This is a genomic window from Labedella populi, assembly GCF_004078655.1.
Classification (GTDB): domain Bacteria; phylum Actinomycetota; class Actinomycetes; order Actinomycetales; family Microbacteriaceae; genus Labedella; species Labedella populi.
The window spans coordinates 87,563-112,018 of sequence record NZ_RZNC01000004.1 but is presented as its reverse complement, the minus strand read 5'-3'; the positions used below and the strand labels follow the sequence as shown (position 1 = coordinate 112,018).

20 protein-coding genes are annotated in these 24,456 nt (G+C 69.2%); 7 read left to right on the top strand and 13 right to left on the bottom strand.

Translation table 11 applies throughout. The annotated features are described in order from the left end of the window. Window positions 1-141: 141 nt before the first annotated feature. Both ELQ92_RS12060 and ELQ92_RS12055 read right to left on the bottom strand, forming a co-directional pair. The gene (locus ELQ92_RS12060; protein WP_128499317.1) at window positions 142-1,119 is read right to left on the bottom strand and encodes a glycosyltransferase; all 978 of its coding nucleotides are present in this window, start codon (window positions 1,117-1,119) and stop codon (window positions 142-144) included. Continuing rightward, window positions 1,116-2,657 (bottom strand): lipopolysaccharide biosynthesis protein, encoded by a 1,542-nt coding sequence (locus ELQ92_RS12055; RefSeq protein ID WP_128499315.1) that lies wholly within the window; start codon window positions 2,655-2,657, stop codon window positions 1,116-1,118. Before ELQ92_RS12055 ends, ELQ92_RS12060 begins: the two co-directional genes overlap by 4 nt. A gap of 150 nt (window positions 2,658-2,807) precedes the next feature. Here ELQ92_RS12055 and ELQ92_RS12050 point away from each other — a divergent pair, with 150 nt between their 5' ends. Then, window positions 2,808-3,818 carry a glycosyltransferase family 2 protein gene (locus ELQ92_RS12050; protein WP_128499313.1) on the top strand — a complete coding sequence of 337 codons (1,011 nt, stop codon included), beginning with the start codon at window positions 2,808-2,810 and terminating at the stop codon, window positions 3,816-3,818. Here ELQ92_RS12050 and ELQ92_RS12045 read toward each other — a convergent pair. The 5 genes from ELQ92_RS12045 to ELQ92_RS12025 all read right to left on the bottom strand — a co-directional run bounded on the left by ELQ92_RS12045 (window position 3,795) and on the right by ELQ92_RS12025 (window position 11,721). Then, window positions 3,795-4,841 carry a glycosyltransferase family protein gene (locus ELQ92_RS12045; protein ID WP_128499311.1) on the bottom strand — a complete coding sequence of 349 codons (1,047 nt, stop codon included), beginning with the start codon at window positions 4,839-4,841 and terminating at the stop codon, window positions 3,795-3,797. The two genes, ELQ92_RS12050 and ELQ92_RS12045, sit on opposite strands and share 24 nt — an antisense overlap. A gap of 68 nt (window positions 4,842-4,909) precedes the next feature. After that, entirely contained in the window at window positions 4,910-5,944 is a 1,035-nt protein-coding gene (locus ELQ92_RS12040) for an acyltransferase family protein (protein ID WP_128499309.1), read from the bottom strand. After that, window positions 5,941-7,266: a hypothetical protein gene (locus ELQ92_RS12035; RefSeq protein ID WP_128499307.1), complete on the bottom strand. Its 1,326-nt coding sequence runs from the start codon at window positions 7,264-7,266 to the stop codon at window positions 5,941-5,943. Before ELQ92_RS12035 ends, ELQ92_RS12040 begins: the two co-directional genes overlap by 4 nt. Before the next feature lie 90 nt (window positions 7,267-7,356). After that, window positions 7,357-9,927 carry a right-handed parallel beta-helix repeat-containing protein gene (locus ELQ92_RS12030; RefSeq protein ID WP_128499305.1) on the bottom strand — a complete coding sequence of 857 codons (2,571 nt, stop codon included), beginning with the start codon at window positions 9,925-9,927 and terminating at the stop codon, window positions 7,357-7,359. A 390-nt stretch (window positions 9,928-10,317) separates the two neighbouring features. Then, window positions 10,318-11,721, bottom strand: coding sequence for a tyrosine-protein kinase domain-containing protein (locus ELQ92_RS12025; RefSeq protein WP_128499303.1), 1,404 nt, complete (start codon window positions 11,719-11,721; stop codon window positions 10,318-10,320). Between ELQ92_RS12025 and ELQ92_RS12020 the strand changes: the two genes are divergently transcribed. After that, window positions 11,710-12,474: an arsenate reductase/protein-tyrosine-phosphatase family protein gene (locus tag ELQ92_RS12020; RefSeq protein WP_341811388.1), complete on the top strand. Its 765-nt coding sequence runs from the start codon at window positions 11,710-11,712 to the stop codon at window positions 12,472-12,474. The two genes, ELQ92_RS12025 and ELQ92_RS12020, sit on opposite strands and share 12 nt — an antisense overlap. 63 nt (window positions 12,475-12,537) lie before the next feature. Here the strand turns inward: ELQ92_RS12020 and ELQ92_RS12015 are convergent, their stop codons facing one another. From ELQ92_RS12015 to ELQ92_RS12005, 3 genes are read right to left on the bottom strand one after another with little or no spacing between them, the layout of a single operon-like run. Then, window positions 12,538-13,767, bottom strand: a complete 1,230-nt coding sequence (locus ELQ92_RS12015) for a glycosyltransferase (RefSeq protein WP_243695007.1) — start codon at window positions 13,765-13,767, stop codon at window positions 12,538-12,540. Next, window positions 13,764-15,005 carry a DUF1972 domain-containing protein gene (locus ELQ92_RS12010; protein ID WP_128499299.1) on the bottom strand — a complete coding sequence of 414 codons (1,242 nt, stop codon included), beginning with the start codon at window positions 15,003-15,005 and terminating at the stop codon, window positions 13,764-13,766. Before ELQ92_RS12010 ends, ELQ92_RS12015 begins: the two co-directional genes overlap by 4 nt. Further along, window positions 15,005-16,516 (bottom strand): sugar transferase, encoded by a 1,512-nt coding sequence (locus ELQ92_RS12005; RefSeq protein WP_128499297.1) that lies wholly within the window; start codon window positions 16,514-16,516, stop codon window positions 15,005-15,007. The genes ELQ92_RS12010 and ELQ92_RS12005 overlap by 1 nt, the downstream gene beginning before the upstream one ends. Window positions 16,517-16,856: 340 nt before the next feature. Here ELQ92_RS12005 and ypfJ point away from each other — a divergent pair, with 340 nt between their 5' ends. The 3 genes from ypfJ to ELQ92_RS11990 all read left to right on the top strand — a co-directional run bounded on the left by ypfJ (window position 16,857) and on the right by ELQ92_RS11990 (window position 19,184). After that, the gene (ypfJ, locus tag ELQ92_RS12000; protein ID WP_128499295.1) at window positions 16,857-17,735 is read left to right on the top strand and encodes a KPN_02809 family neutral zinc metallopeptidase; all 879 of its coding nucleotides are present in this window, start codon (window positions 16,857-16,859) and stop codon (window positions 17,733-17,735) included. A gap of 145 nt (window positions 17,736-17,880) precedes the next feature. Continuing rightward, window positions 17,881-18,216 carry a PadR family transcriptional regulator gene (locus tag ELQ92_RS11995; protein ID WP_128499293.1) on the top strand — a complete coding sequence of 112 codons (336 nt, stop codon included), beginning with the start codon at window positions 17,881-17,883 and terminating at the stop codon, window positions 18,214-18,216. Beyond that, window positions 18,213-19,184 carry a permease prefix domain 1-containing protein gene (locus ELQ92_RS11990; protein WP_128499291.1) on the top strand — a complete coding sequence of 324 codons (972 nt, stop codon included), beginning with the start codon at window positions 18,213-18,215 and terminating at the stop codon, window positions 19,182-19,184. Before ELQ92_RS11995 ends, ELQ92_RS11990 begins: the two co-directional genes overlap by 4 nt. A 40-nt stretch (window positions 19,185-19,224) precedes the next feature. Here the strand turns inward: ELQ92_RS11990 and ELQ92_RS11985 are convergent, their stop codons facing one another. The 3 genes from ELQ92_RS11985 to ELQ92_RS11975 form a co-directional block, all read right to left on the bottom strand. Beyond that, window positions 19,225-20,361, bottom strand: a complete 1,137-nt coding sequence (locus ELQ92_RS11985) for a bifunctional 2-methylcitrate synthase/citrate synthase (RefSeq protein WP_128499289.1) — start codon at window positions 20,359-20,361, stop codon at window positions 19,225-19,227. A 41-nt stretch (window positions 20,362-20,402) separates the two neighbouring features. Then, window positions 20,403-21,311, bottom strand: a complete 909-nt coding sequence (gene prpB / locus ELQ92_RS11980) for a methylisocitrate lyase (RefSeq protein WP_128499287.1) — start codon at window positions 21,309-21,311, stop codon at window positions 20,403-20,405. A gap of 128 nt (window positions 21,312-21,439) precedes the next feature. Then, entirely contained in the window at window positions 21,440-22,294 is an 855-nt protein-coding gene (locus tag ELQ92_RS11975) for a LuxR C-terminal-related transcriptional regulator (protein ID WP_243695006.1), read from the bottom strand. Window positions 22,295-22,432: 138 nt separating this feature from the next. On the opposite strand from ELQ92_RS11975, the gene ELQ92_RS11970 reads away from it, so the two are divergent. Together ELQ92_RS11970 and ELQ92_RS11965 are read left to right on the top strand one after the other, a co-directional pair. Further along, window positions 22,433-22,789: a DUF485 domain-containing protein gene (locus ELQ92_RS11970; RefSeq protein WP_208004363.1), complete on the top strand. Its 357-nt coding sequence runs from the start codon at window positions 22,433-22,435 to the stop codon at window positions 22,787-22,789. Further along, the gene (locus tag ELQ92_RS11965; protein ID WP_128499281.1) at window positions 22,786-24,372 is read left to right on the top strand and encodes a solute symporter family protein; all 1,587 of its coding nucleotides are present in this window, start codon (window positions 22,786-22,788) and stop codon (window positions 24,370-24,372) included. The genes ELQ92_RS11970 and ELQ92_RS11965 overlap by 4 nt, the downstream gene beginning before the upstream one ends. The last annotated feature ends 84 nt before the right edge of the window (window positions 24,373-24,456 follow it).

Below are 24,456 nucleotides of genomic sequence, written 5' to 3'. Positions count from 1 at the left end.
GATCGGCGAAGACCACCGGGTGCGGGTCCCTCCCCTCAGGGAAACGCACCCGGTTCGTCGTGTCTCCGCCACCCGTGCGTGCACGAGAACGGTGATGGTGCGCGTGGGACGTGCACCATCACCGTTCTCGTGCGGCCGGGATCAGGGGGTCGAGCGTCGGATGCGACGGGCGAGGCGCCGGCCGTCGCGCAAGCCGCGGAAGGCGGCACGGAGAGGAGCCGTCGAGTCGAGGAGCTGCCGGCGACCGCCCTGGAGCAGGATCTCCCACGCGACGGCTCGCGAGTGCCTGCTCCATGCGCGGAAGTCGGCGTCGTCGAGATGTACGGCGGCGAAGAGCAGGCGGTTGCGGATGTTGTAGTAGTAGTAGGTCGCCGATTTGGGCTGACCCGCTGAGGAGTGTCCGGTCGCTTGGGTGCCGCCTTGGGCGTGCTCGGCCGTGACGTCGTCGCGCAGCACGAGCGACCCGCCCGCGTCGACGACGCGGCGTGAGAGGTCGACGTCCTCCCAGTACAGGAAGTAGTCGTCGGAGAAGCCGCCGACCGTCGTCCAGAGCTCGAGTGAGACGGCGAGGCACGCTCCCGTGAGCCAGGGTTCGATGCGATCGGCGGGTACGGAGTCGAGTCGCCGCCGGCGTGAGCGGATGCGGCCGTCGTCGAGGTAGAGGTCCGATCCGGCGAACCAGACCGATCCGTCCGGGCGGAGGATGCGCGGTGCGACGAGGGCGCGGGGATCGCGTTCGACCGTGGCAAACAGGTCGGCAGCCGCATCCGCGGTGATCACGGCGTCCGGGTTCAGCAGCAGGAACCGTTCGGCGCCGTGCTCGTGCGCCGCGTCGACTCCCCGGTTCATGCCGACGCCGAAGCCGAGGTTGACGGGTGGCTCCACGAGGATCCAGTCCTCGTGTGCCGCGAGGTGGCGCAGGTTCTCGCGCTCGAGGGCACTCGTGAAGTTGTCGACGATCACGGTCGTGAGGCCCGGGGCCGCGCGCGTGAGGACCGTGAGGTTCGAGGCGAGTAGATCGGTCGAGCCGTAGTTGACGACGATGACCGCGGAGCGGGTGAACCGTGCATCCGGCTGGTCGTCTGGAGCGGTGTCGGGGCGCGAGGGGTCGTTGCTCACAGCGGGGTCTCCTCCGGCTCGGTGGGAGTGGTGGCACCGGGCGCGGCGGCGCGTGGTGAGCGGTGCCGGGCGGCCCGGGCGATGCCCACGAGTTCGAGGACGTCACGGCGCACCGCGGGAACGACGAGGGCGGCGAGTGTGAAGGCGACGAGTGCGGCCGTGGTCGCCGCGAGGAGTTGCACGACGGGACCGGCCGCATCGACGAGAACGGACGCGCCGTAGGCCGCGAGCCCGCCGAGGATCGAGACCGAGGCGATGCGGATCACGCCCGCGACGAGGGCGCGCACGGGGATCCGCGTGGAGCGGGTGAGCCACCAGAGCGCCAGGGGCCAGGACAGCACCGGTTCGAGGGCGTAGCCGGCGGCGACGCCGACGACGCCCCATTGCGATCCGATGAGAACGAACACGATCTTCATCGTCGCGGTGATGAGCGTGAACCGGAAGAGGGCCCCCGTGAGCGCGCGGGACACGAAGACCCAGTAGGCGACATAGGCGAGGGTCTGGAACGCGCCCGCGACGATGAGCAGTCGCAGCACGGGGGTGACCTCCGCCCAGCGTTCCCCGAGGACGATCGAGACGACGGGCTCAGCGGCGCCCGCGACGAGTCCGAGGCCGGCGACGAGCGTGTAGCCGAGCGCGATCTGGCCGCGCAGGATGTACGCGTCGAAGCGGTCGTGCTGCTCCTGCAGGCGCGAGAGGAGCGGGACGGCCACGCGGGTCGCGGGCGCCCGGAGTTGGTTCAGCGGATTCATCAGCAGCTGGAAGCCGCGGTTGTAGATGCCGAGTTCGCGAGCGCCGAGTCGGAGTCCGATGACGAAGGAGTCCATGTTGTTGGCCGTGTAGTGCACGAGTTGCGTCGCGACGGTGTTCCACCCGAACCGGTAGAACCCGGTCATATCGGTGCCGCGCTTCGGCAGCCGGGGGAGCCAGCGGGCGGCGCCGAGGCTCAGGACGAGGGTCACGAAGGCGAGCGAGACCATCTGCCAGGCGAGCGCCCAGTAGTCGAACCCGACGAGCGACAGCGCGATCGCGACGACGAGGGCGAGGACGGCCGCCGTTGTGTCGATGATGGTCAGCGACAGGAACCGGAGGTCGCGATTGAGCGAGGCGCGATGCTGTGTCGCGAGGCCGTTGAAGACGAACGTGATGCCCATGAACTGTGTGAGCGCGACGAGTTCGGGTCGGCCGTAGAGGGCGGCGACGCCGTAGGCGACGCCGAAGACGATGACGCCGAGAGCGAGGCCGATTCCGGAGTTGACCCAGAAGAGCACGTCGCGCTGGCGCGAACTGAGGGTCGCCGCCTGCACCGCGGCGTTCGAGAGGCCGAAGTCGCGGAACACCTCCGAGATCCCGACGATGACCATGACCATCGCGAAGATGCCGTAGTCCTCCTTGTCGAGGAGTCGCGCGAGGACGGCCAGACCGCCGATCTGGACGACGATGCGCACGAGCTGCCCGCCGAAGGTGACGACGGCGCCACGAGCGGCGTGGCGACCGAACTCGCCGGCGGCGGATGGCTGAGCGGTCCTCGTCGTCATCGAGAGCGGTCCTTCGTGTCGTCGTGGTGGCGGAGCGGCCGTGGCCTCCCGTGGATACCGCCCGTGGCGGGCGGCCGAGACCCCGTAGGGTGGGGGTCGATCCGACGGCGGCCGTCGGCCGCCGACCGCTCACGAGAAGAAGGAACCCCGATGAGCCTCGACACGCCCAGCCCGCGTGCAGCCCTGACCGATGCTCGAGTGAGTATCGCCGTCCTCACGTTCCGTCGCCCCGAGGACATCGCGGAGACGCTGCCGTTGCTCGCCGACCAGGCCGAGTCCGTCCGGGACCGTGTGGGCTCCGCATCCGTCATCGTCGTCGACAACGATCCGGAGGAGAGCGCGCGCGGGATCGTCGAAAAGTATGCGGCGTCGCGTCCGTCGGTCCCCATCCGGTACCACGTCGAGCCCGTCTCCGGCATCACGGCCGGTCGTAACCGGGCGCTCGCCGAAGCAGCGGCGACGGCGGACGACGTCCTCGTCTTCATCGACGACGACGAGCGCCCGACGGAGCGGTGGTTGTCCCTGCTGCTCGACACGTTCGAGGCGTCCGACGCGGTGGGCGTCGTCGGACCCGTCATCTCACGCTTCGCGGTGGAGCCCGACGCGTGGGTCACGGCGGGGGAGTTCTTCTCCCGCAGGCGGTTGACCACCGGTACGACCGTCGAGGTCGCTGCCACGAACAACCTGCTGCTCGACCTGCGCGTCGTGCGCGAGATCGGGCTCGAATTCGATCCGGTGTTCGGGATCACGGGGGGCGGCGACACGATGTTCTCGCGGACGCTCGCGCGCACCGGGCGACTGGTGTGGTGCGACGAGGCGATCGTGTGGGATGTCGTCCCCGCCTCTCGAGTGACGCGCGACTGGGTCGTGCGCCGCGCCTTCCGCAGCGGCAACAGCTGGACCCTCACCTCCGTCGCCCTCGCGGACGGCGCTGCAGCGCGGTGGCGTGTGCGAGCAACGTGTGTCGTCAAGGGACTCGTCCGTGTCGCCGGAGGAGCCGCGCGATTCGTCCTCGGCGCGGTCACACGCTCGCTCCGCCACCGGGCGAAGGGAGTGAGGACGGTCGCGAGAGGCGCCGGCATGGTATCCGGGCTCATCGGGTACTCGTACAAGGAGTATCGGCGCGCCGACACGAACTCAGCGTCCACGTCGACGACCTGACCGGGACGACAGGGCCTCGCGGTATGCGGTGAGGTGGGCGCGACCCGCTCGATCCCAGTCGCGACGCGAGAGGTCCGGTCGCGCGGATCGCCCGCCCGCTTGCACAGCGGCCATCGCCGAGCGCAGCGTCGCGGAGTCGAGTTCCCCCTCGTACTGGTGCACCCAGCCGTCGCCGACCTCGTGAGCGAGGCGAGCGTTGACCTTGTTGGCTGGGACGAGCACGGGGCGGTCGACCGAGAGGGCGGCGAGCGCGCCGCCCGAGTTGTGCATCTCCCGGTAGGGGAGGACGACGAGTTCACCCTGCCGGGCGACGTCGACGAGTTCGGGCTCGCTCAGGAACTCGAGGGTCAAGTCCACCCGCTCGTCCCGGTTCGCGAGGGCCGTGAGCTCGAGGGCCAGCTCGTCGGCGCGCGCCTTGCCCGCGATACGGAGGCTGTAGGCGCCGGGGAGCCCGTGGAACGCGCGCAGGAGAGAGTCGACCCCCTTGTACCGTCGGATGAGACCGAAGTAGCTGAACCGGCCGGGCACGGCATCCCGCTGTGGGAAACGGGCGAACCAGTCACGGTAGTGCCCGTGCAGGACGAGGGTCGTCGGGGTGTGCCTCGGAAGCACGGTGGAGTCGTCGAGGACCGTCGATTCGTTGAGGACGATTGCGTGCGCCGTCGCGCGCTCGATCACCCCGAGGAGCGCGGACTGGGTGCGCCCGAGCCCGTCCGGGCGGTGCAAATTGTGCACGGTGCGGACGACGGGCGTGCGGGTCACCCTCCAGCGCGCGACGAGCAGCGCGGTGAGAAGGGACCGAGCCGCCGTCTTGACGGGGGAGTGACCCGTCACGAGGATCTCCGGCCAGTGCGCATGGAAGACGTCGTAGCGGCCGAGCAGCGCGCGCCGCCAGGAGAACGTGCGCACCTCGATCCCGTCAGTGGCCTCGAGATTGTCGCGCAGCATGACGATGTACGGATTCGTCGTCGGGCGCGGCTCCGGGAACGACTGCTGCACGAGGATGGGCTTCTGCCGGGTCATGTCCGGTCCTTCCGTCTGGTCGTCGGCGGGCTGACGCACACCCGCCCCGCCGCGCGAGCCGGTCGTGGTCATCGTGCGGCGAGCACGCTGAGGCGGTGCGGCGCCCGGTAGAGGATGGCGAAGAGACCGCGCGAAGCGAGTCCGCTCAGGACGAGGGACAGTGTGATCGCGGTGAGCGCGACGAGGGGCGGCAGGACCGGGACGAGGACGTCGAGCGGGACGATCCCGTCGAGCAGCACGAGCACGACCGTCGTGAGGATGATGACGGGAGTGTGGGTGAGGTACACCGGCAGGGTGTTCGCGCCGATCGCGGGCAGACGCGGCACGCGGACGAGCACGCGGGCGATCATCACCCCCGCGACGACGCCCAGTACGCAGTTCACGAAGTACAGGCCGGGGACGGTGCGGAGACCGAAGAGCGGGACGGCGATCGAGAGGGCCGCCCAGGCGGCGACGGCGCCGAAGAGGAGCGGTCCGGGCCGGCGGCGCCCGAGTCGCAGGACGTGCTCCTTGAGGTAGAGCCCCGCGAGGAAGAAGACGAAGTACTTGAGGACGCCGCTCCACCCGATGTTGGGGGTCTCCCACCCGCTCAGGGCGGCGGCGGACACGAGAGCCGCGACGGTGAGCTGGATACGGGGGTCGACCCGGCGCAGGAGCTTCGCCGCGACGAAGAAGAGGGCGAGCGCCCAGATGAACCAGAGTTCGAACCGCGGCGCGATGGGGGAGAGCAGCCACGCACGGAGGATCGCCGGAGGGCTGAACTCGGCGATCTCGTACCCCTGCAGGAGTCGGCCGACGACGGACGCCAGTGAACCGATCGCCCCCCACACGAGGAAGACCCAGACGAAGAGCGACAGCTTGCTGTTCCACAGGGATCGCCACGATGCCGCGAGCCACTTGCCCGCGAACAGTCCGGCGAGGACGAAGAAGAGAGGCATGCGGAGGGTCGCGAGCACGGCGCTCGCCGCATGCCATGCCGTCGTATCGAAACCCACGGAGAGCCAGTCCGTCGCGTGGTAGAGCGCGACGAGGACGATCGCGAGGCCGCGGCCGGCATCGACCCACTCGTGTCGTCCGGCGCGGGATTCGGGTGCGGCGCTCATCGGGCTCCGATCGCGTGGTGTGGCGAGGGATGCGGGGGTCCTGCGAGGGTGTGTTCCGTTGCGCGGGCGACGAGTCCGATGCCGAGGAAGAGCATGATGAGCGGTACCGAGGAATGCACGGGGCTGAACAGGAGGTTCCACAGCATCCGGACGGCGAGCCAGATGATGAGGGCACTGGCGGCGCGATGGGCGAGCCCGTGGCTGAGGATCTGGAACGTCGTGAAGAAGAACACGAGGGCGAGCGCGGCGCCGGCAAGGCCGTACAGGATCCAGAGGTCACCGACGATCGAGTGCACCTCGAAAGTGGACCCGAACATGTAGTTCTCGACGTACCCGTTGTTCGGCGAATAGCCGATGGCGCTCATGCCCGTCTTCGCCGTGAGGATGTCCGACAGGTTCGGGACGATACCGGAGCCGTAGCCGAGGGGCTGCTCGCCGATGAGACTGACGGTGGCGCCGGCCTCCGGGCGACCGCCGAGGATCAGACTGCCCGAGGTGTCGATCTGGGCCTGGGTGCGCTCTTGCGTGCGCTCGCCGAGGAGCCCCCCGAGGATGACCGCTTGCGCCACGGTGTAGACGACCGACGCGAGCGCCGCGATGCTCAGCATCGTGCGGACGGCCGACGCCCGACGCCCCGCCGCGGTGGGGCGGACCTGCCACAGGACGAGCATGGCCGTCATCGCGAGCATGGCGCTCGCCCCGCGACCGTCGTTGAGCGCCGACGCGATGCACAACCCACCGGCGGCGATGACGGCAGCCACCCTGCTGTTGAGCTGCCAGGCGATGGCGAGCAGGAGAACCGTCAGGGGGAGGGAGTAGGCGAATCGCCAGGGATTGGCCGAACTGAGGCCATTCCCGAACGGGATACCGGCGACCATGCCGAGGCCGAAGAAGACCGCGACCCACGGTCCCCCGATGACCCGACGGGCCCATAAGAGCGAGCCGATGCCGAGCACGAGTCCGATGATCTCGACGCTGTTGACGAAGAGGGCGACGGGGGAGACCGAATGGTCCACGGCACCCACCGCCGTGAGGACGGCGCCACCGATCGGAGCGATGGCTCCGAGGGTGAGGACGATCCGGCCCCCCCGGAAGCGGCGGACGGACGAGAACCACACCGGGAGGAGCAGGAACGCGACGACGTGCCCGACCTGGACGCCGTTCGAGATCGTGTAGCCGACGCCGAGGCTCACGGGCAGCACGATCGCGATGATCTGCTCGAGCGGCCGCGGTGCCGTGAACCGCACGTCGCCGCTGTCCCGCACGCCGAGTGGGCGCGGGGGCAGCGGGCGTTGCGGGGACGTTCGTGTGCTCGTTTGCACGCTCGTCTCCCGTCGGCCGATGACGGCACCACCGGTGCGGTGGCGCCGTCATCAGACTAGCCGAGGTGACGAATGCTCACATTCCCCCATTCACGGGGTGGGTGATGCGCCCACGGCGGGAAGGCCGAGCGCCGCGAGCAGTCCGGAGAGCCGGGACGGGACGGGCATGGAGATGTCCCGCGCGAGGTCGCTCGCCTGTCCGGTGAGGGAGAAGTCCGGACCGACGGCGTCGGCACCCTGGATGAAGTCGGAGCGCTTCTCCTGCCCGGTGTCCTGCGTGAACTCCTCGAGGCTGCGGTAGTAGGTGAGCCCCGATCCGCCGTTCGCCCACCGCACCACGGTGTAGCGCCCGGTGTTCGCGTTCTGGTACAGGTTGCCGTTCGTGGTGATCCGCATCTGCTCGGCCGTCAGCTTCTTCTGCTGGTCGACGACGTGGAACAGACCGCCCTCGGTGGCGCCACCGAGCACGTTGTTCGAGATCGTGATGTCCTGCGTCAGCCACGGCACGGTCATGTCGGGTTGCTTCTGGCGAGGGTCGTGGCCGGCGTCGGACGGGTTCGTCTGCCGCCGGGGGTCTTGGACGATGGTGACGGGAGCTCCATCGTTGTCCACGATCGTGTTGTTCCACGCCTGGATGTCACCCGAGTTCTGGATGAACAGGCCGAGCGACCGGTTGTCGTGGATGCGGTTGTCCGCGACGACGATCTTGGCGGAGAGCTCGAGGCACAGGCCGACGGCGTTGCCCGAGATATCGTTCCCGGTGACGCGGATGTCGTAGACCGACTCATCGAACCACAAGCCGTTCGTGAGGTTGTCGCGGATCTCGTTGTCCGCGACGGTGACACCGCGCGCTCGTGTCACCTTGAAACCTCCGGACCCCGGGAGCTGCTTGAAGTGCTGGGTGTTGTTGTCGACGACGACGGAGTGCTCGAGGGCGAAGTCGTCGGAGTAGACGGCGCCGCCGCCCGACCGGCCGTTGTCCGAGAGCGTGAGGAAGCGATAGGTGACGTCGGATCCGCGTGACGCGTAGATGCCGGACGCCGCATTGGCGCGCGACACGACGTTCTCGATGAGGACGTCGGAGGCCTGCGTGTAAAGGGGCGCCTTCTGCCAGACGGACGTGGCGTAGCGCTGCACGCCGATACCGCGGATGACGGTGCCGTCGGCGAGCACGTTGAGCCCGACCTGAAGCGTGCTCGCCCTCACGTCACGACCCGAGGGGTTGGTGCCGAGGACGAGCTGATCCCTTCCTCGGTCGACGTAGAAGGTGCCGTCGGTGACGGCGGAGCGCGACCCCACCTCGGTGAGGGGGGCTCCGTCGACCCAAACCTGATCCGGGTGGGCTGCGAGCGGGTACTTCGGGTCGACGAATCTCGTCGACTCGTCCGTGTTGTCGGGTGCGCCCTTCGTGAAGGTCGGACTCGTGTCGAAGTCGTAGTCCCAGCCGTCGACGACCCATCCGGTCGAGCTCTTCGTCCAGCCGCCGATCTTCTCGCTGCCGTCGAACCACACGGCCTCACCGGGATACGACTGGATGGTGACGCGCTTGTTCTTCGGGATCTCGACGTATTCGTGGTACGTGCCGCCGCGCAGGACGATCGTCGCACCGCTCTTCGACGCGTCGACGGCCCGTTCGACCGTCGCGAACGGTGAGGTGAGCGTGCCGTTGCCCTCCGACCGGGCGGAGGAGGAGACGTAGACGGCTCCCGCCGGGACGGAGTAGGACGTGGAACCGACCGGTGCGGACCCGCGGTTCCCCGAGGAGACCGGCTCCGTGGGTGCGGGGGTCGGTGTGGGGGTCGGCGTGGGCGCCGGAGCAGGCGTCGACGGCTCCTCCGTCGGCGTGGGGCTCGGGGCCGGGGTCGTCGGGCTCGGGGCCGGGGTCGTCGGGGCGGGGACCGGGGCCGGGGTCGTGGGGGCGGGAGCGCTCGTGTCGGCGACGAGTTCGACCGCCCGGAGGTCGTCGAGCTCGAGGGCGAGCGGCTCGGTACCCATCGACAGGTATGACCACAGCCCGACGCCACCGGCGGAAAGGCGACGATCACTCGTGTCGGTGCCCGTCCGCTGCCAGTCCGGCGCGTCGCCGCCGGTCACGTAGGCGCGCGCCTTGACCGTCACCTCGTCGGAGCCGACGACCTCGAGGTCGATGCGCAGCGAGGTACCACCGTCGACGCCGCCGGCGACGACGACGGGAGCTGCGAGAGTCTTCGTCTCGCCGCTCGCGCGGTCCACGCGAACGATGCGTAATGAGGCGTTGCCGTCGGGCGACACCCGCAGCTTGGCTCCGTAGTATCCCCCGCCGCTCGACCGGGCCTGCAGGGTGGTGTAGTAGCCACCACCCGTCGTCGGCGAGTCAGGCGCGGTGATGGTGATCCCCGTGCTCACGTCCGCAGACGATGCGGAGGTGAGCACCGCACTGCGGCCCTCCCCGCCGTCGGGGAACTCGATCGTGCCGACGCCCGAGCCGACCGAGAGGCCCGCCGTCGTGGACGTCGCGTATGCTCCTCCCTCGTCGGCGGACCCGAAGCCCGAGGCCTGGGAGCGAGAGAAGGAATCGGAGGCGATGACATCGCCCTCGACGTACCCGGCCGCGCTCGCGGTCTGCGGGGCGTACGCGAGGTTGCCGACCGCAAGCGCACCCGCGGCGGCGACGGCCGTCACGAGGGCGGCTCCGCGGGAGGTGCGCGCGGATCTGCGGCGCGCCTCACGTGTAGCTCGACGGGTCGTGGCTGACACAGGGGCGTCCGTCTCGGGCGCGTTGAACGTATTTCGGCGGTGGGTCACTGCTGTCCTCTGCGATGGGCTGACGGTCCAACGGGATGGTGACCGTCGTCGACATGTTCGGGGGGTGGAGAGATGTGCACCTCGCGGAGGTATTGTCCCCCGAACGTGGTACACGGCAGTCGAAAGAGTAGCAAGCCCTCCGTGTCGGGTCCACTGGAAATCGAGGATGACTCATGCAATGCCGCGCTCGGAGACGGCAAAAGACCCCGTCGCCCCCCAAAAGGGGGAAGCTACGGGGTCTTTCCGACGGGGTGCGGCTCGCGCGTGTCAGGCGTCGTCGGCTGCCGTGGCCGCTGGTACGCGGCCCTCGCGAGCGGACCGCGACGGGGCCTTCTCGGACTCCGTGTAATACGTCAGCCGATCATGGCCCTTGACGTCGTTCGCGACGACGCCCAGCACGCGTGCGCCCACCGATCCGAGAGTCGCCATCGCCTTCGAGAGCTGCGGGCGCTTGGTCTTCTTGTTCCGCGACACGACGATTGCGCCGTCCGTCTCGTGCACGAGCCAGAGCGGGTCGGTGACGGGGATGAGCGGGGAGGTGTCGATGACCACGAAGTCGTAGCGCTTCTTGAGTTCCGCGAGGGTCGCCCGCATCGTGTCGGAAGCGAGCAACTGGTTGGGGTTCGGGGGGATCGTGCCGGCCGTCAGCACATCGAGACCGGGTGCGCCCCAGGGCTGGACGGCATCGGCGATCGTCGAGCCTCCGAGCAGCACGCTCGTGAGGCCGACACTGCCGTCGAGGCCCGTGTACTCGGCGATGGAGGGCTTGCGCAGGTCGGCGTCGATGAGGATGACACGACCCATGCTCTCGGCGAGTGAGAGGGCCAGTCCGACGGAGACGGAGCTCTTGCCCTCCCCCGGCATCGCCGAGGTCACCACGACCGCGGAGACGGGCTTGTCGACGTCCGCGAAGGCGAGGCTCATGCAGAGCCCGCGGAACGACTCGGCCGTCGCGCCGTTCGGGTTGGTGCGGATGACCTGGGCGAGGCTGCGGTCCCGGGGGCCGCGGCCGACTTCGGCGAGCAGCGGCGAGTCCGTCACCATCTCGATGTCCTTCGGTGACCGGATACGCGTGTCGACGAGCTCCCGGGTGACCGCCCACGCGAGCCCGAGGAGCAGGCCGACGCCGGCGCCGAGCCCGGCGATCATCTTCGTGTCGGGCGAGAAGGGAGTCGCCGGTGTCGAAGCGGGGGAGATGATCGTGAGCTGCACGGTCGGGGCGTCCTCGACACCACGGGGCGAGATGTCGGCGACGGCTTCGGCGAGCGAACGCGTGACGGCCGAGGCGATGGCCCTCGCCTGCTGCGGGTCGCCGCTCGCGACCGAGATGTCGACGATCACGGTGTTGAGCGGGGTGTCCGCCGAGATCGACCGGGCGAGGTCCTTGACGCTCATCTCGAGGTCGAGGTCCTCGATGACCGGTTCGAGGACGTAGGGCGAGGTCGCCATGGCCGCGTACGACTGGACGAGGTTCTGCACGTACGTCGATCCCTGGACGAGTTCGCTCGTCGTCTCCCCGTTGACCGTGGACGCGTACGTGCTCGCGGTCGAGCGGTACATGTCGGGCATAGTCTGCGCGACGCCGTAACCGGCTCCGGCGCCGAGCACCGTGAGCATCACCATGACGATCCATTGCTTGCGGATGGCGGTGATGTAGTCGTGGATGGTCATTCGAGTCCCCCTCTGGTGGTCCGACCGGCTCGGGCGCCGGTCGTCCTGTGCGTTGTGCCTTCGACGGGCCGGTTAGGATTGGCCGGTATCGAAGGGAGAGCGGTCCTGGACGAGAATCGTGGCCGGAACCTTCTGGTGGTGTGTGCTGCGAACGTCTGCCGCTCGCCTCTCGCCGAGTATCTCCTGGAGCGCGGGATGCGGTCGATACCCGAATTCGAGGGACACTCATCTTCGAGCGCTGGCGCGAGCGCCGTCGCGGGAGCGGCGATCTGCGCGCGCGTCGACGAGCGCGTGTGGGCGACGGCCCCGGACGGCGCCGACTTCGCCCGGGCGCACCGGTCGCGCGTCCTGACCGCTGCCCTCGTGGCCGGTTCGGGGCTGATCCTGACGGCGTCGAAGGCCGAGAGGGCCGCTGTCGCTCGCATCGATCCGTCCGCTCGCTCGAGGACCTTCACGCTGCGCGAAGCCGTCGCGCTCGCCGAGGCGGATGTCGACGACACCCCGGCCGCCGTCGGCGGGTCGGTCCTCGAGAGGTTCGCCGCTTCGGCCCACGCCCGGCGCGGCCTCGCCGCTCCCGCCGTCCGGGCCGCGCGATCGAGCTTCTCGCGCTGGTTCCGGGGGCGTGCGGAGGGCGATCCGCTCGACGTGATCGATGGGCACGTCCTCGGCGATCGGCAACACGAGGCGGCCCTCGACGACGTCACCGCGACGGTCGACCGTCTCCTCGACGTCTTCCGCCGCGGCGTGCTCTGACGGGTGTGCGCCGCGAGGGGATCCGCCGCATCGTGGTGCCGGAGAGCAGCCGGTGCTGCCGTCTCACCCATGAGCCCGCGCCCGCGATCGTCGGCCGACCCCAACGGCGGCCGCGGCGTCGGCGATGCAGTGCTGGTAGGTCGAGACGGAGTGGCGCTCGCGAGCGACGGCCTCATCGCTGATCGCCTCGCTCCGGAACCGCGCCCAGTCGTTCCACACACGCTCGAGCGCGTCGGCGATGTCGCGGGCGTCGCCGGGTTCGACCTGTTGCGCCGAACGGTACCCCCACGCCGCCTCACGCAGGCCGGACGTGTCGCTCACGACCACGGGGCGAGCGGCGAGCACGCTCTCGACCGCGGTGTTGCCGAACGGCTCGTCGAGTCGTGACGGCACGACGAGCACATCGCTCGCGGCGAGGAACGGCCAGGGGCTGTTCTGGAAGCCGCGGAGGCGCACCCGGTCGCGCAGATCGTGGGTCGCGATCGAGTCCCGCAGCTCCTGCTCGAACCATTCGTACCCGGGGAAGACGGCTCCGATGAGATCGAGGCGAGCGGGGATGCCGCGTTCGCGGAGCGCCGCGATCGCCTCGATGACGAGGTCAGGACCCTTGCGGGGGGAGAGTCGGCCGACGTAGAGCACGCGCAACTCGTCCTCGAGGGTGTCGCGCGGCATGCTGACCGTCTCCGGACCGATGACGCCGTTGTAGACGACGGTGCAGCGGTCGCCGAGACGAGCGAAGGAGTCGCGCAGGACTCCCGCACTGTAATTGCTGTTCGCGACGAGTTGGTCCGCGAGCAGCAAGGGCAGTGCGAGAGCGCGCATCATGACCCTCGACGCGGATCCCTCGGCCTCATGCACGTGCACGACCGACGGGATCCGGAAGAGGCGGGCGAGCACCGTCCACAGAGGGATGGTGATCGTGTTCGTCCAGACGACGTTCGGCCGCACCTCGCGGATGAGCCGTCGGCCCGCACGCAGGCCCGCGACGGTCTGGGAGACGAGCGCGACGAGTCCGCGGGGGGTGAGCAGGCTCTTCCGCAGGACGAGCGTGGGGGTGAAGACGACGTCGGCTCCGCGCTCTTCGAGGAGGGGGACGAGTGGACCGTCGGCCGGTACGGTGACGGTGACGTGGGCACCGGCCCGGACGAAGCCTTCGACGGATTCGAGCAGGACGCGGTCGGAACCGTAGAGGTCCGCGCTCGGATGCGCGAGCAGGTAGGAGGATCCGGCCGCTGCCGGTGCGACGGTCCTCTCGACGGGCCGTGTGAGACGTCCCACGGTGGCGCCGCTCACGAGACGGGGGTCGCGACGGGCGTGCCGGACCGGACCGATGTCGAGGAGCGTCGTGCCGATCGTGCGATCGGACGGATGGAGTAGCCGGAGGCGAGCCGGGCGGCGAGGCGTTCGTAGCCCGTCGTGACGAGGTCCCAGTCGTACGTCGTCTCGGCACGGACACGCAGCCGATCACCCGTGGCGAGCGTCGCGCTGACGTCGGACTCCGCCGACTCGAGCAGACGAGCGAGCGCGGCGGGGCTTCCGAAGAAGCGGCCGTCCTCGAGCGTGACCTCCCGGTTGAAGCCGACGTCCCAGGCCAGCACGGCCGTTCCCGCTCCGATCGCTCGGAGCAGGGACGGGTTCGTGCCGCCGACGGAATGTCCGTGGACGTAGGTGAGCGCGTGGGCATACAGCTCGTCGAGCAGTTGCTGGTCCCACACGCCGCCGAGCATCATGATGCGGTCGTCGGCCGACGCGATGCGCTCGATCGCGGCCGTGTACTCGGCGGAGTACGGCGCCGAGCCCACGACGACGAGCGGGAGGTGTGCATCGCTCGCGGTGTAGCCCTCGACGATCTCGCGGACGTGGTTCTCCGGCTCGAACCGAGCGACGACGAGGTGGAAGCCGCCGGGGGTGAGTCCGATCTCCGCGATCTTGTGGGAGGTGGGGTCCTCGATGATCGTGGCACCGTAGCTGATGAGTTCGGTCGGGACGCCGAACTCGTCGTCGTAGTAGTCCGCGATGCCCTGGGCGTCGGCGATGAGGGCATCCGACCAGCGCACGGCGGCAGACTCGGCGGCGCGGTAGTACCGCTTGCCGGCGCCGCCCCACTTGTCGCGCTTCCATTCGAGACCGTCGACGTGCACCGCCGTCGGGATACCCCGGGCCCGCAGCAGCGGGACGAAGGGCGCGTTGGCGGCGTTGAATACGAAGGCGGCGTCGGCGGCCCGGTGGGTGACGGCGTGCACTGTCGACAGCCCGGTGTGGCTGAGCGTCTCGGCGATCTTGACGTGCAGGGCCGGGAGGTGCACGAGCTCCATGCCGAGGTGCTCGCTCGGCTTCTCGCCGTCTTTCGAGCGGCAGTAGACGGTCACGGAGTGGCCGCGCTCGACGAGTCGGCGACCGATCTCCTCGATGGCCGTCTCGAACCCTCCGTAGGCCGCGGGCACGCCGCGCGTGCCGATCATGGCGATGTGCAAGCGATCGGAGGCGCTTCCGGCCTCTCCCGCGAGCGTGCGGTCGGTGGCGTCGTTCATCAGTAGGCTCCCGAGGGCTGCGTGACGACTTTGACGGTGCGCCACAGGATCATGAGATCGCCGACGAGCGACCAGTTCTCGACGTAGTAGAGGTCGAGCCGGACGCTCTCCTCCCAGCTGAGGTCGCTCCGCCCTCCCACTTGCCACATGCCGGTGAGGCCCGGCTTGATGTAGAGGCGGCGACGGACGTGGCTCTCGTAGTCGCTCACCTCACGAGGGAGCGGCGGCCGGGGACCGACGAGACTCATGTCACCGACGAAGACGTTCCAGAGCTGGGGAAGTTCGTCGAGCGAGTACTTGCGGAGGATACGGCCGATGCGGGTGACGCGGGGGTCGTTCTTCATCTTGAACAGCAGGCCGCTGCCCTCGTTCGCCTCGAGGAGCGCGGCGAGGTCCTGCTCGGCCGTCGGTACCATCGTGCGGAACTTGAGCATGGTGAAGCTGCGCTCGCCCTTGCCCACCCGTTCCTGACGGAAGAGCACACCACCCGGGCTGTCGGCGTTCACGGCGAGGGCGATGATGCCGAAGAGCGGCGCCAGGAGGAGAAGGCCGATCCCGGACGCCACGATGTCGAACGAGCGCTTGACGACGTGCTTGAGTCCGTCGAACTGCGGGATCTCGACGTGCATGAGGGGAAGTCCGTCGACGGGGCGGAAGTGGATGCGCGGTCCGGCGACATCGGTGAGCTGGGCGGCGAGGACCAGTTCGGTTCCCGTGCCTTCGAGGTCCCAGCTGAGGCTCCGGATGTAGGACGGGTTCCGACTCGCGGCCCCCGCGACGATGACGGCGTCGGCCTGCAGGTTGCGAGCGAGTGTCGCGACCCCGGCGGGCTCGCCGACGATCGGGACACGACGGTCACCGACCTCGATGTGGGACGATGCGCTGTCGGAGACGGTCGCGGCCACGACGTTGTAGCTTGCTCGCGACTTGTCGTTGATCTGGCGGACGACGTACTCCGCCTCGTCCACTCCGCCGACGACGATCGCCCGCGAGAGGAAGCGGTCGCGGGCCGGCTGCCGGAGCAACCAGTGGCGCCACGCCCACCGGGTGGAGACGAGCCCCACGGTGCCAGCACCGAGTGCCGTGAAGAAGAAGACCCGGGAGACCTCGGCTTGCATCGTGAAGAGCAGGATGCCGAGGACGGCGAAGGCGATGATGCTCGCGTTGGTCACGCGCTTGTACTCGCTCGCCCCGATCCCGATCACGCGGATGTCCCGAGTGCGGTGGGCGCCGAGCGCCGCGATCCACACCGTGAGGATGATGGTCGACGCGACGGCGTAGGTGAGGACCCATGTGGAGTCCGGCGCGCCCGGTTCGAAGAGCGAGCGCACGAGGTAGGCGAGCCCCAGAGAGGAGGCGATGACGATGACGTCGTTCGCGAGCAGCCTGGCTCGGTGCGACTGCGCCCACTGGCGCTCCGACGTGGTCTGGACCCCTCGGCGCGTGAGCCAGGAGGTGGGGAGGAAACGACCGAGGTCGTCGGCGGGCAGATGGTGCTTGAGCTCCGTCATGCCGGATCCTGTCCCTTCCGGGAGCCGTCGCACAATGCGAGCTCCCGATGTCTGGAAACCATTGATGTCATGGTCGTGGACCCCCTCTGTCACGACGAGATCGGATGGCCTCCCGACCACTCCGGTTCGGGTCGGGAGTGGGCGGGAGGCGTCCGGGTTGCGGAATGTGAGGTGGCCTCAACTCCGTAACCTGAGAGTAGCTCAGATAGTGGATCGGGCACAGATGTGTCCCCACCCCCATTGCGGGGGGTGAGGGGTACTCATGTTCACGTCACCCGCCTCACCCCCCCCGCTTCGCAAGGGTCCTCGGGGTCGGTCGAGCATTCGCTAGCGTGTCGGCATGACGTTCAACGAGGGCGCGGACATCCGTGGTGGCAAGGTCTCCCGGCGGCGCGGTCGGACGACCGGGATCGCCGCGGGAGGCGCGGGGATCCTGGTACTGGCAGTCGTGCTCCTCGGCCCGCTCTTCGGTGTCAACATCGACCCATCGACGCTGCTCGGCGGCGGCGGAGGTGTCGGCGGCGGGACGGCCGCGAGCGACTCACCGCTCGAGGAGTGCGTCACGGGCGAGGACGCGAACGAGGATCTCGACTGCCGGATGCAAGCGGCCGCGACATCGCTCGACGCCTACTGGTCCACGGAGGTCGACGGTTACCCGCAGCCCGCACTCGTCCTCTTCCAGCAGGCCGTCGACACGGGTTGCGGGCAGGCGACGAGCGCCGTCGGTCCGTTTTACTGCCCACCGGACCAGAGCGTCTACATCGACACGGGCTTCTTCGACGAGCTCCGGACCCGGTTCGGGTCCGCGGGCGGGTCTCTCGCTCAGTTGTACGTCGTCGCACACGAGTGGGGACACCACATCCAGAACATCACCGGCCGTATGGACGGGCTCGACCTGTCGCGGTCTGGACCCGAGTCGAACGGCGTGCGCCTCGAACTGCAGGCCGACTGCTACGCGGGCGCCTGGGTCCGCGCTGCGCAGGAGACGACCGACGCGGACGGGGACGTCTTCCTCGAGCCGGTCTCGCGCGAGCAGATCGCGGACGCGCTGAGTGCGGCGGAAGCGGTCGGCGACGACCACATCCAGCAGTCGGCGGGCGGGGGAGTGAACCCGGAGACGTGGACCCACGGCGCGAGCGAACAGCGGCAGGCGTGGTTCCTCGAGGGTATGGAGAACGGCACGGCCGCGTGCGATACGTTCGCGGCGGCGCGCCTCTGAGCCGAATGCCATGACGGAGCGACGGTCGGATCCTCCCTTCGACCGGTGCTTCGTCGTGTCCGCCGACCACCACGGCGCACAGCCGGCGCATGACCCATCGGTGTGTGCTTGACGATAGTGTGCAGTGCACAATATCGTGTCGGTCGTGGACGAGACAACAGCTCAGCATCTCCAGGAACTCCGCCGTGGCACGGTCGTCCTCGCGTGTCTCGTCACACTGGAACGCCCCGGATACGGCTATGCCCTCCTCGAGACGCTCGCGGATGCCGGCTTCGCGGTCGATGCCAACACGCTCTATCCGTTGCTCCGGCGGCTGGAACGACAGGGTCTGCTCGTGAGCGAGTGGAACACCGACGACGCCCGGCCCCGCAAGTTCTATCGGACGAGCCCGGCCGGCCGCGACCTCGCGGGGCTGCTGCGACGCGATTGGGACGCACTGCACACCGCTATCACCGACCTCACTGAAGGAGAGCCGTCATGACTTCGCTCACCGACCGCTACGTCGCCGCCACCGTGCGCAGCCTGCCCGAGACCCAGCGCGCCGACGTCGAGCGCGAGCTGCGCGCGTCGATCGAGGACGACGTCGATGCCCGGCGCGAGTCCGGAGCCGATCCGGAGACGGCCGAGCGGGAGGTCCTCATCGGACTCGGTGATCCAGCGGCTCTCGCCGCTCGATTCTCCGAGCGACCGCTGTACCTCATCGGTCCGACGAACTTCCTGTTCTACCGGCGCTCATTGATCACGCTGCTCGCGATCATCGTGCCGATTGCAGCACTCGGGTCTGGCCTCGTCCACGCACTCACCGGCGAGGGAATCGGCTCGGTGGTCGCTGCCGCCGTCGTCACCGCGCTGTCGGCGGCGATGCACATCGGGTTCTGGGTCACGCTCGTCTTCGCGATCCTCGACTGGACAGGAGCCTCGAAGAACGGTCCGCTCGTGCGGTGGAACCTCGATATGCTGCCGGACGCGCCCGAGAAGCGCGCGCTGCGCAGCGATGCCGTCACGTCGATCGTGTGGCTCGGTATCCTGCTCGCGTTCCTCGTCTACGCGCAGTTCTTCCCCATCGCCTGGAACGTCGACGGACCCGTCCGCGAGCCGCTCCTCGCCCCGGCGCTCTGGGGCTTCTGGCTGCCGTACCTCCTCGTGCTCATCGTGGCCGAGGTCGTGTTCGTCCTCGTGACGTACCGCCGAGGAGCCTGGAGCCGGCTGCTCGCCGTCGTCAACGCCGTCCTCGCCGCCGCGGCGGTCGTCCCGATCGCCGCGCTGGCTCTCGCGGGCGACCTCGTGAATCCGGATTTCCTCGCGGCCTTCGACTGGGCGGACGCAGAGAACACGAGGTCGGTCGCCGGCATCATCACAGCGGTCGTCGCCCTCGGCATCGGTGCATGGGACGCGATCGACGGCTTCGTGCGCGCCGCCCGCTCGCCGCGCCGGCGCCGCGCCGCCTGATCGAGGTCGCGCTCTCGTCGGAGCCGCAGACAGACGGCGGTCAGGACGCGGGGACGTGCCTCTCCTCCGGCCCGACGTACGCGGACAGCGGTCGGATGAGCGCGTTGGCTCCGAGCTGCTCCCGGATGTGAGCTGTCCAGCCCACGACGCGGGCGGCGACGAAGAGCGGCGTGAACGCCTCGGTCGAGAAGCCCATCAGGTGGTACGCAGGTCCCGACGGATAGTCGAGATTCGGCTTGATGTTCTTCCGTTCGGCCATCGACTGTTCGAGTTCCTCGTAGAGCGCGAGCACCTCCGGGCGGTCGTAGTACTCGACGAGGCGCTCGAGCGCCGCACGCATCGTCGGAACACGCGAGTCGCCGTTCTTGTACACCCGGTGTCCGAATCCCATGATCTTGCGCTTCTCGGCCAGCGCCAGGTCGAGCCAGTCGGCGGCGCGCCCCTCCGGAGCCTCGTCGAGGCCGATCTCGACGAAGGTGTGCAGGACTGCCTCGTTCGCGCCGCCGTGGAGCTGACCCTTGAGCGCACCGACCGCTCCCGTGACCGCGGAGTACACGTCCGCGAGCGTCGACGTGATGACTCGCGCGGCGAAGGTCGAGGCGTTGAAGGAGTGCTCGGCGTAGAGCACGAGCGAGACGCGGAACGCGTCGACGACGTCGTCGTCCGGAACCTCGCCGAACGTCATCCAGAGGAAGTTGCGGGCGTAGTCGAGGTCGTTCCGCGGCTCGACGAGGTCCTCGCCCTTCCGGCGTCGCTCGTCGAACGCGACGATCGCGGGGATCGCAGCGAAGAGTCGGACGGACTTCTCGAGCGTTGCCTCGGGGGAGCGGTCGTCTGCGTTCGGGTCCGTCGCGCCCAGTACGCTCACGGCCGTGCGGACGACGTCCATCGGGTGCGCCGTGGTGGGAGTGAGCTCGATCGCGGCGCGGACCTCGGGAGCGAGCGACCGCTGCGCCCGTTCGAGACGCTCGAAGGCCGTGAGCTCGTCGGGAGTGGGCAGCTCACCGTGCCAGAGCAGCCAGGCCACGGCTTCGAACGACTGGGTCGCGGCGAGTTCCTGCACCGGGTATCCCCGATACAGCAGCGAGTTGCTCTCGGGATCGACCTTCGAGACGGCCGTGGTGTCGACGACGACCCCGGCGAGGCCCTTGCGGATCTCCTGTTCGGACTCTGACATCGTTCTCCTTCGTATCGATGAGGATTCGGGCGGTCGTGCGGTCAGGACAGGTTGTCGTCGAGCGTGAAGTCGAAGACCCCGGAATCGAAGCTCGAGTACGACTCGTAGGCGAGCAGGTCGTAGAGCTCGGCGCGCGTCTGCATGTTCGGGACCTCGGCGCTGAGCGAACCGTCGGCCTTCAGAGTATCGAGCGCGCGCATCGCCGCCCCCATCGCGAGTCGCAGGAGCGAGACGGGATAGATCACGAGATTCACCCCGACATCGCGCAACTGCCCCGTCGTGAACAGTTCGCTCTTCCCGAACTCGGTCATGTTCGCGAGGACGGGGACGTCGACGGCCGCACGGATCGCCTCGAACTCCGACAAGTCGCGCATCGCCTCGGGGAAGATCGCATCGGCACCGGCGTCGACGAACTCCTTCGCGCGGTCGACGGCGGCATCGAGGCCCTCGATGGCGCGGACGTCGGTGCGCGCCATGATGAGGAGATTCGAGTCGCGACGAGCATCGGCCGCCGCGCGGATGCGCTTGGTCGCCGTGGCGCGATCGACGACGGCTTTGCCGTCGAGGTGTCCGCAGCGCTTCGGGTTCACCTGGTCCTCGATGTGGAGACCCGCGACGCCCGCGTCCTCGAGCGTCTGCACGGTCCGGGCGACGTTGAGCGGCTCGCCGAAGCCCGTGTCGGCGTCGACGAGGACCGGGAGATCCGTCATGCGGGCGATCTGACCGGCACGCCCGGCGACTTCCGAGAGGGTCGTGAGACCGATGTCGGGCAGACCGAGCTCTGCGGACAGGACGGCGCCCGAGACGTAGACGCCGTCGAAGCCCTTCCGTTCGATGAGCTTCGCGGAGAGGGGGGTGAACGCCCCGGGCAGTTGGAGGAGCTGACCGCTCGCGAGGCGCTCGCGGAACGCTCTGCGTTTGTCTGCCGGGGTCGTGGTGGCGTACAGCATCGGTGCCTTCCGTACTCGCGTGCGCGAACCGTGTGGTTCCCCACCAGCCTACGGACTGCGCGGGCCGCCGTCGCCGCCCGCGCACCGTGACCTCGGGAACGTCGCCCGATCGCCGCGGGGCGTTCACCTCACGGGATGAGCCCGTGGCGACGAGCCTCGGAGACCGCTTGCAGTCGTGTCGAGGCGTCGAGCTTCGTCATCGCCGAGGCCAGATAGCTCTTGACGGTCGATTCACGGAGCCCGAGGCGATTCGCGATGTCCGCGTTCGTGAGACCGACCGCCGCGAGGCCGAGGACGTCGTGCTCGCGGCGCGAGAGGGCGACGGCGGGTGACGTCGAAGCGGATGGCCGCGTGGCCGCGGGTCCTGTCACGGTCACTCCACCGAGCGCGGCGAGCCGGCGCTCCACCGTGGCCAAGCGGGCCCGCAACGCCTCATCGGAGATCGTGCCGGTGATGCTGCGCAACTCTGCGTAGGCGACGCGGACATCCTCGAGGGAGGCCGTGGGCACGGCGGCGGGCGGCGGCTCGATGCCGTGGTCCGTGGCGCGCGTACGCGCGTCGTGCTCGGCGAACTGCCGGGCGAGCCGCGCGGCGACCGCGAGCGCCGATGCGGCGAAGCGGTCCCCGACGGTCCCCGGTGCGCGCGAGCCGCCGTAGAGCATGCCGCGCGTCCGTCCCGCGACGACGATGGGCACGGCGAGCAGGGCAGCGATGCCCTCACCGAGGATGTGCCGGTCGTAGTCGTGCGTGATGCGCCGAGACGAGCCGTAGTCGCCCGTCGAGTGCGGCCGTGCATCGATGAGCGCTTGCCCGCCCAGTCCGAGGCGGGGCGATACGGACAATCCGTCGAGGGCGTTCGTCCGGGCTCCGGCGATCGCCGTCACCGCGACGACGCCGTCCACTGCGGCCCCGCCGAACGCCACCGGGATGCCGCTCGTCGAGGCGAGCTCCGAGATCGCCGTGTCGATCAGGCGCGTTTCCATCGGCTCCATCGCCGTGCGAGTCATCTGCGCGATACCAACTTTCGGGGGTGGTCGTTGCTCCCGTCACGTTCGTAGCGTGAACCCTATCACCGGCCCGCCACCCGCGGGCGGGCGGCAAATCGTTTCAAAGGAGAGATGATGACACCGAACAGCCCCAGACCGGACGGAATCGGCGCCCGGCGTATCGACTACCGGGCCGTCGAGGACTCCCGCGACTTCCGCGAGTTGAAGGCACGGCACCGGCGCTTCGTCCTCCCGGTCGCCGCGCTCGCCGTCGTCTGGTTCCTCGCCTACGTCCTGCTCGCGACCTACGCCTCGGACTTCATGGCGACACCGGTGTGGGGGAGGATCAACATCGGCCTCCTCCTCGGGCTCGCGCAATTCGTGACGACCTTCGTGATCACGATGGTCTACGTCTCCTACGCGAACCGGAAGCTCGACCCGCTCGCGGAGAGACTGCGCGACGAGCTCGCCGCTCGGGAGGTGACCCGATGAACGTCGAGGAGCTCAACGACCCGGTCCTCAACATCTCGATCTTCGTGCTCTTCGTGGGGGTCACCCTCTTCGTCGTCATCCGCGCGAGTCGCAACAACAAGACGGCTTCCGACTACTACGCCGCCGGGCGCTCCTTCACCGGGCCGCAGAACGGCGCGGCCATCGCGGGCGACTACCTCTCGGCGGCGTCGTTCCTCGGCATCGTCGGGGCGATCGCGGTCAACGGCTACGACGGCTTCCTCTACTCCATCGGTTTCCTCGTCGCGTGGATCATCGCGCTCCTGCTCGTGGCCGAGCTCATGCGCAACACGGGGAAGTTCACCATGGCCGACGTGCTGTCGTTCCGGCTCCGTCAGCGGCCCGTGCGACTCGCCGCGGCGATCACGACCCTCGCGGTGACGTTCTTCTACCTGCTCGCGCAGATGGCCGGGGCCGGCGGCCTCGTGGCGTTGCTCCTCGGGATCAACGACCGGATCGGAACGGGGATCGTCGTGACCGTCGTCGGCGCTCTCATGATCCTCTACGTCCTGGTCGGAGGGATGAAGGGCACGACGTGGGTGCAGATCATCAAGGCCGTGCTGCTCATCGCCGGTGCCGCAGTCATGACGGTGTGGGTCCTCGCCCTGCACGGCTTCGACCTCTCGGCGCTGCTCGACAAGGCCGTGCAGTCGGCGGGCACGGAGGAGATCCTCGCTCCGGGCAAGCAATACGGCGCCAATCCGCTGAACTTCGTCTCGCTGGGCCTCGCCCTCATCCTCGGCACGGCCGGACTGCCGCACGTCCTCATGCGCTTCTACACCGTGCCGACGGCGAAGGAGGCTCGTCGCTCCGTCGTCTGGGCGATCTGGCTCATCGGGATCTTCTACCTCTTCACGCTCGTGCTCGGCTACGGCGCCGTCGCCCTCGTCGGCAGCGAGACGATCCTCGGTTCGGCGGGGGGCGTGAATTCGGCAGCGCCGCTCCTGGCATTGCAGCTCGGTGGACCGATCCTGCTCGGCATCATCTCCGCCGTCGCCTTCGCCACGATTCTCGCGGTCGTCGCGGGGCTCACCATCACGGCGGCGGCGTCGTTCGCCCATGACATCTACGCGAACGTCGTGAAGCGCGGCGAGGCCGACCCGCAGATGGAGGTGAAGGTCGGTCGCCGCACCGTCGTGGTGATCGGCGCCGTCGCGATCCTCGGGGGGATCGCCGTTCAGGGGCAGAACGTCGCCTTCCTCGTGGCCCTCGCCTTCGCGATCGCCGCGAGCGCGAACCTCCCGACGATCGTGTACTCGCTGTTCTGGCGCCGCTTCACGACGCGGGGTGCGGTCTTCAGCATGTACGGCGGTCTCGGGAGTGCCCTCATCCTCATCGTGTTCTCGCCGGTGTTCTCGGGTGCCGAGACGTCGGTGTTCCGGGGGGTCGACTTCTCGTGGTTCCCGCTCGACAACCCCGGCATCGTCTCCATCCCGCTCGGGTTCCTCCTCGGGTTCGTCGGCTCGCTCATCCCGCAGCGCACAGCGGAGGACCCGGCGCTCGCGGCCGAGATGGACGTGCGGTCGCTGACGGGGCACGGTGCCGAGAAGGCGACGTCCCACTAAGGATCGACCCGCTCGGAAGGGCCTCGGTCGTGGGCGACCGAGGCCCTTCCGAGCGTCTCCGGACTGGCCGTTCCGCGAGGGCAT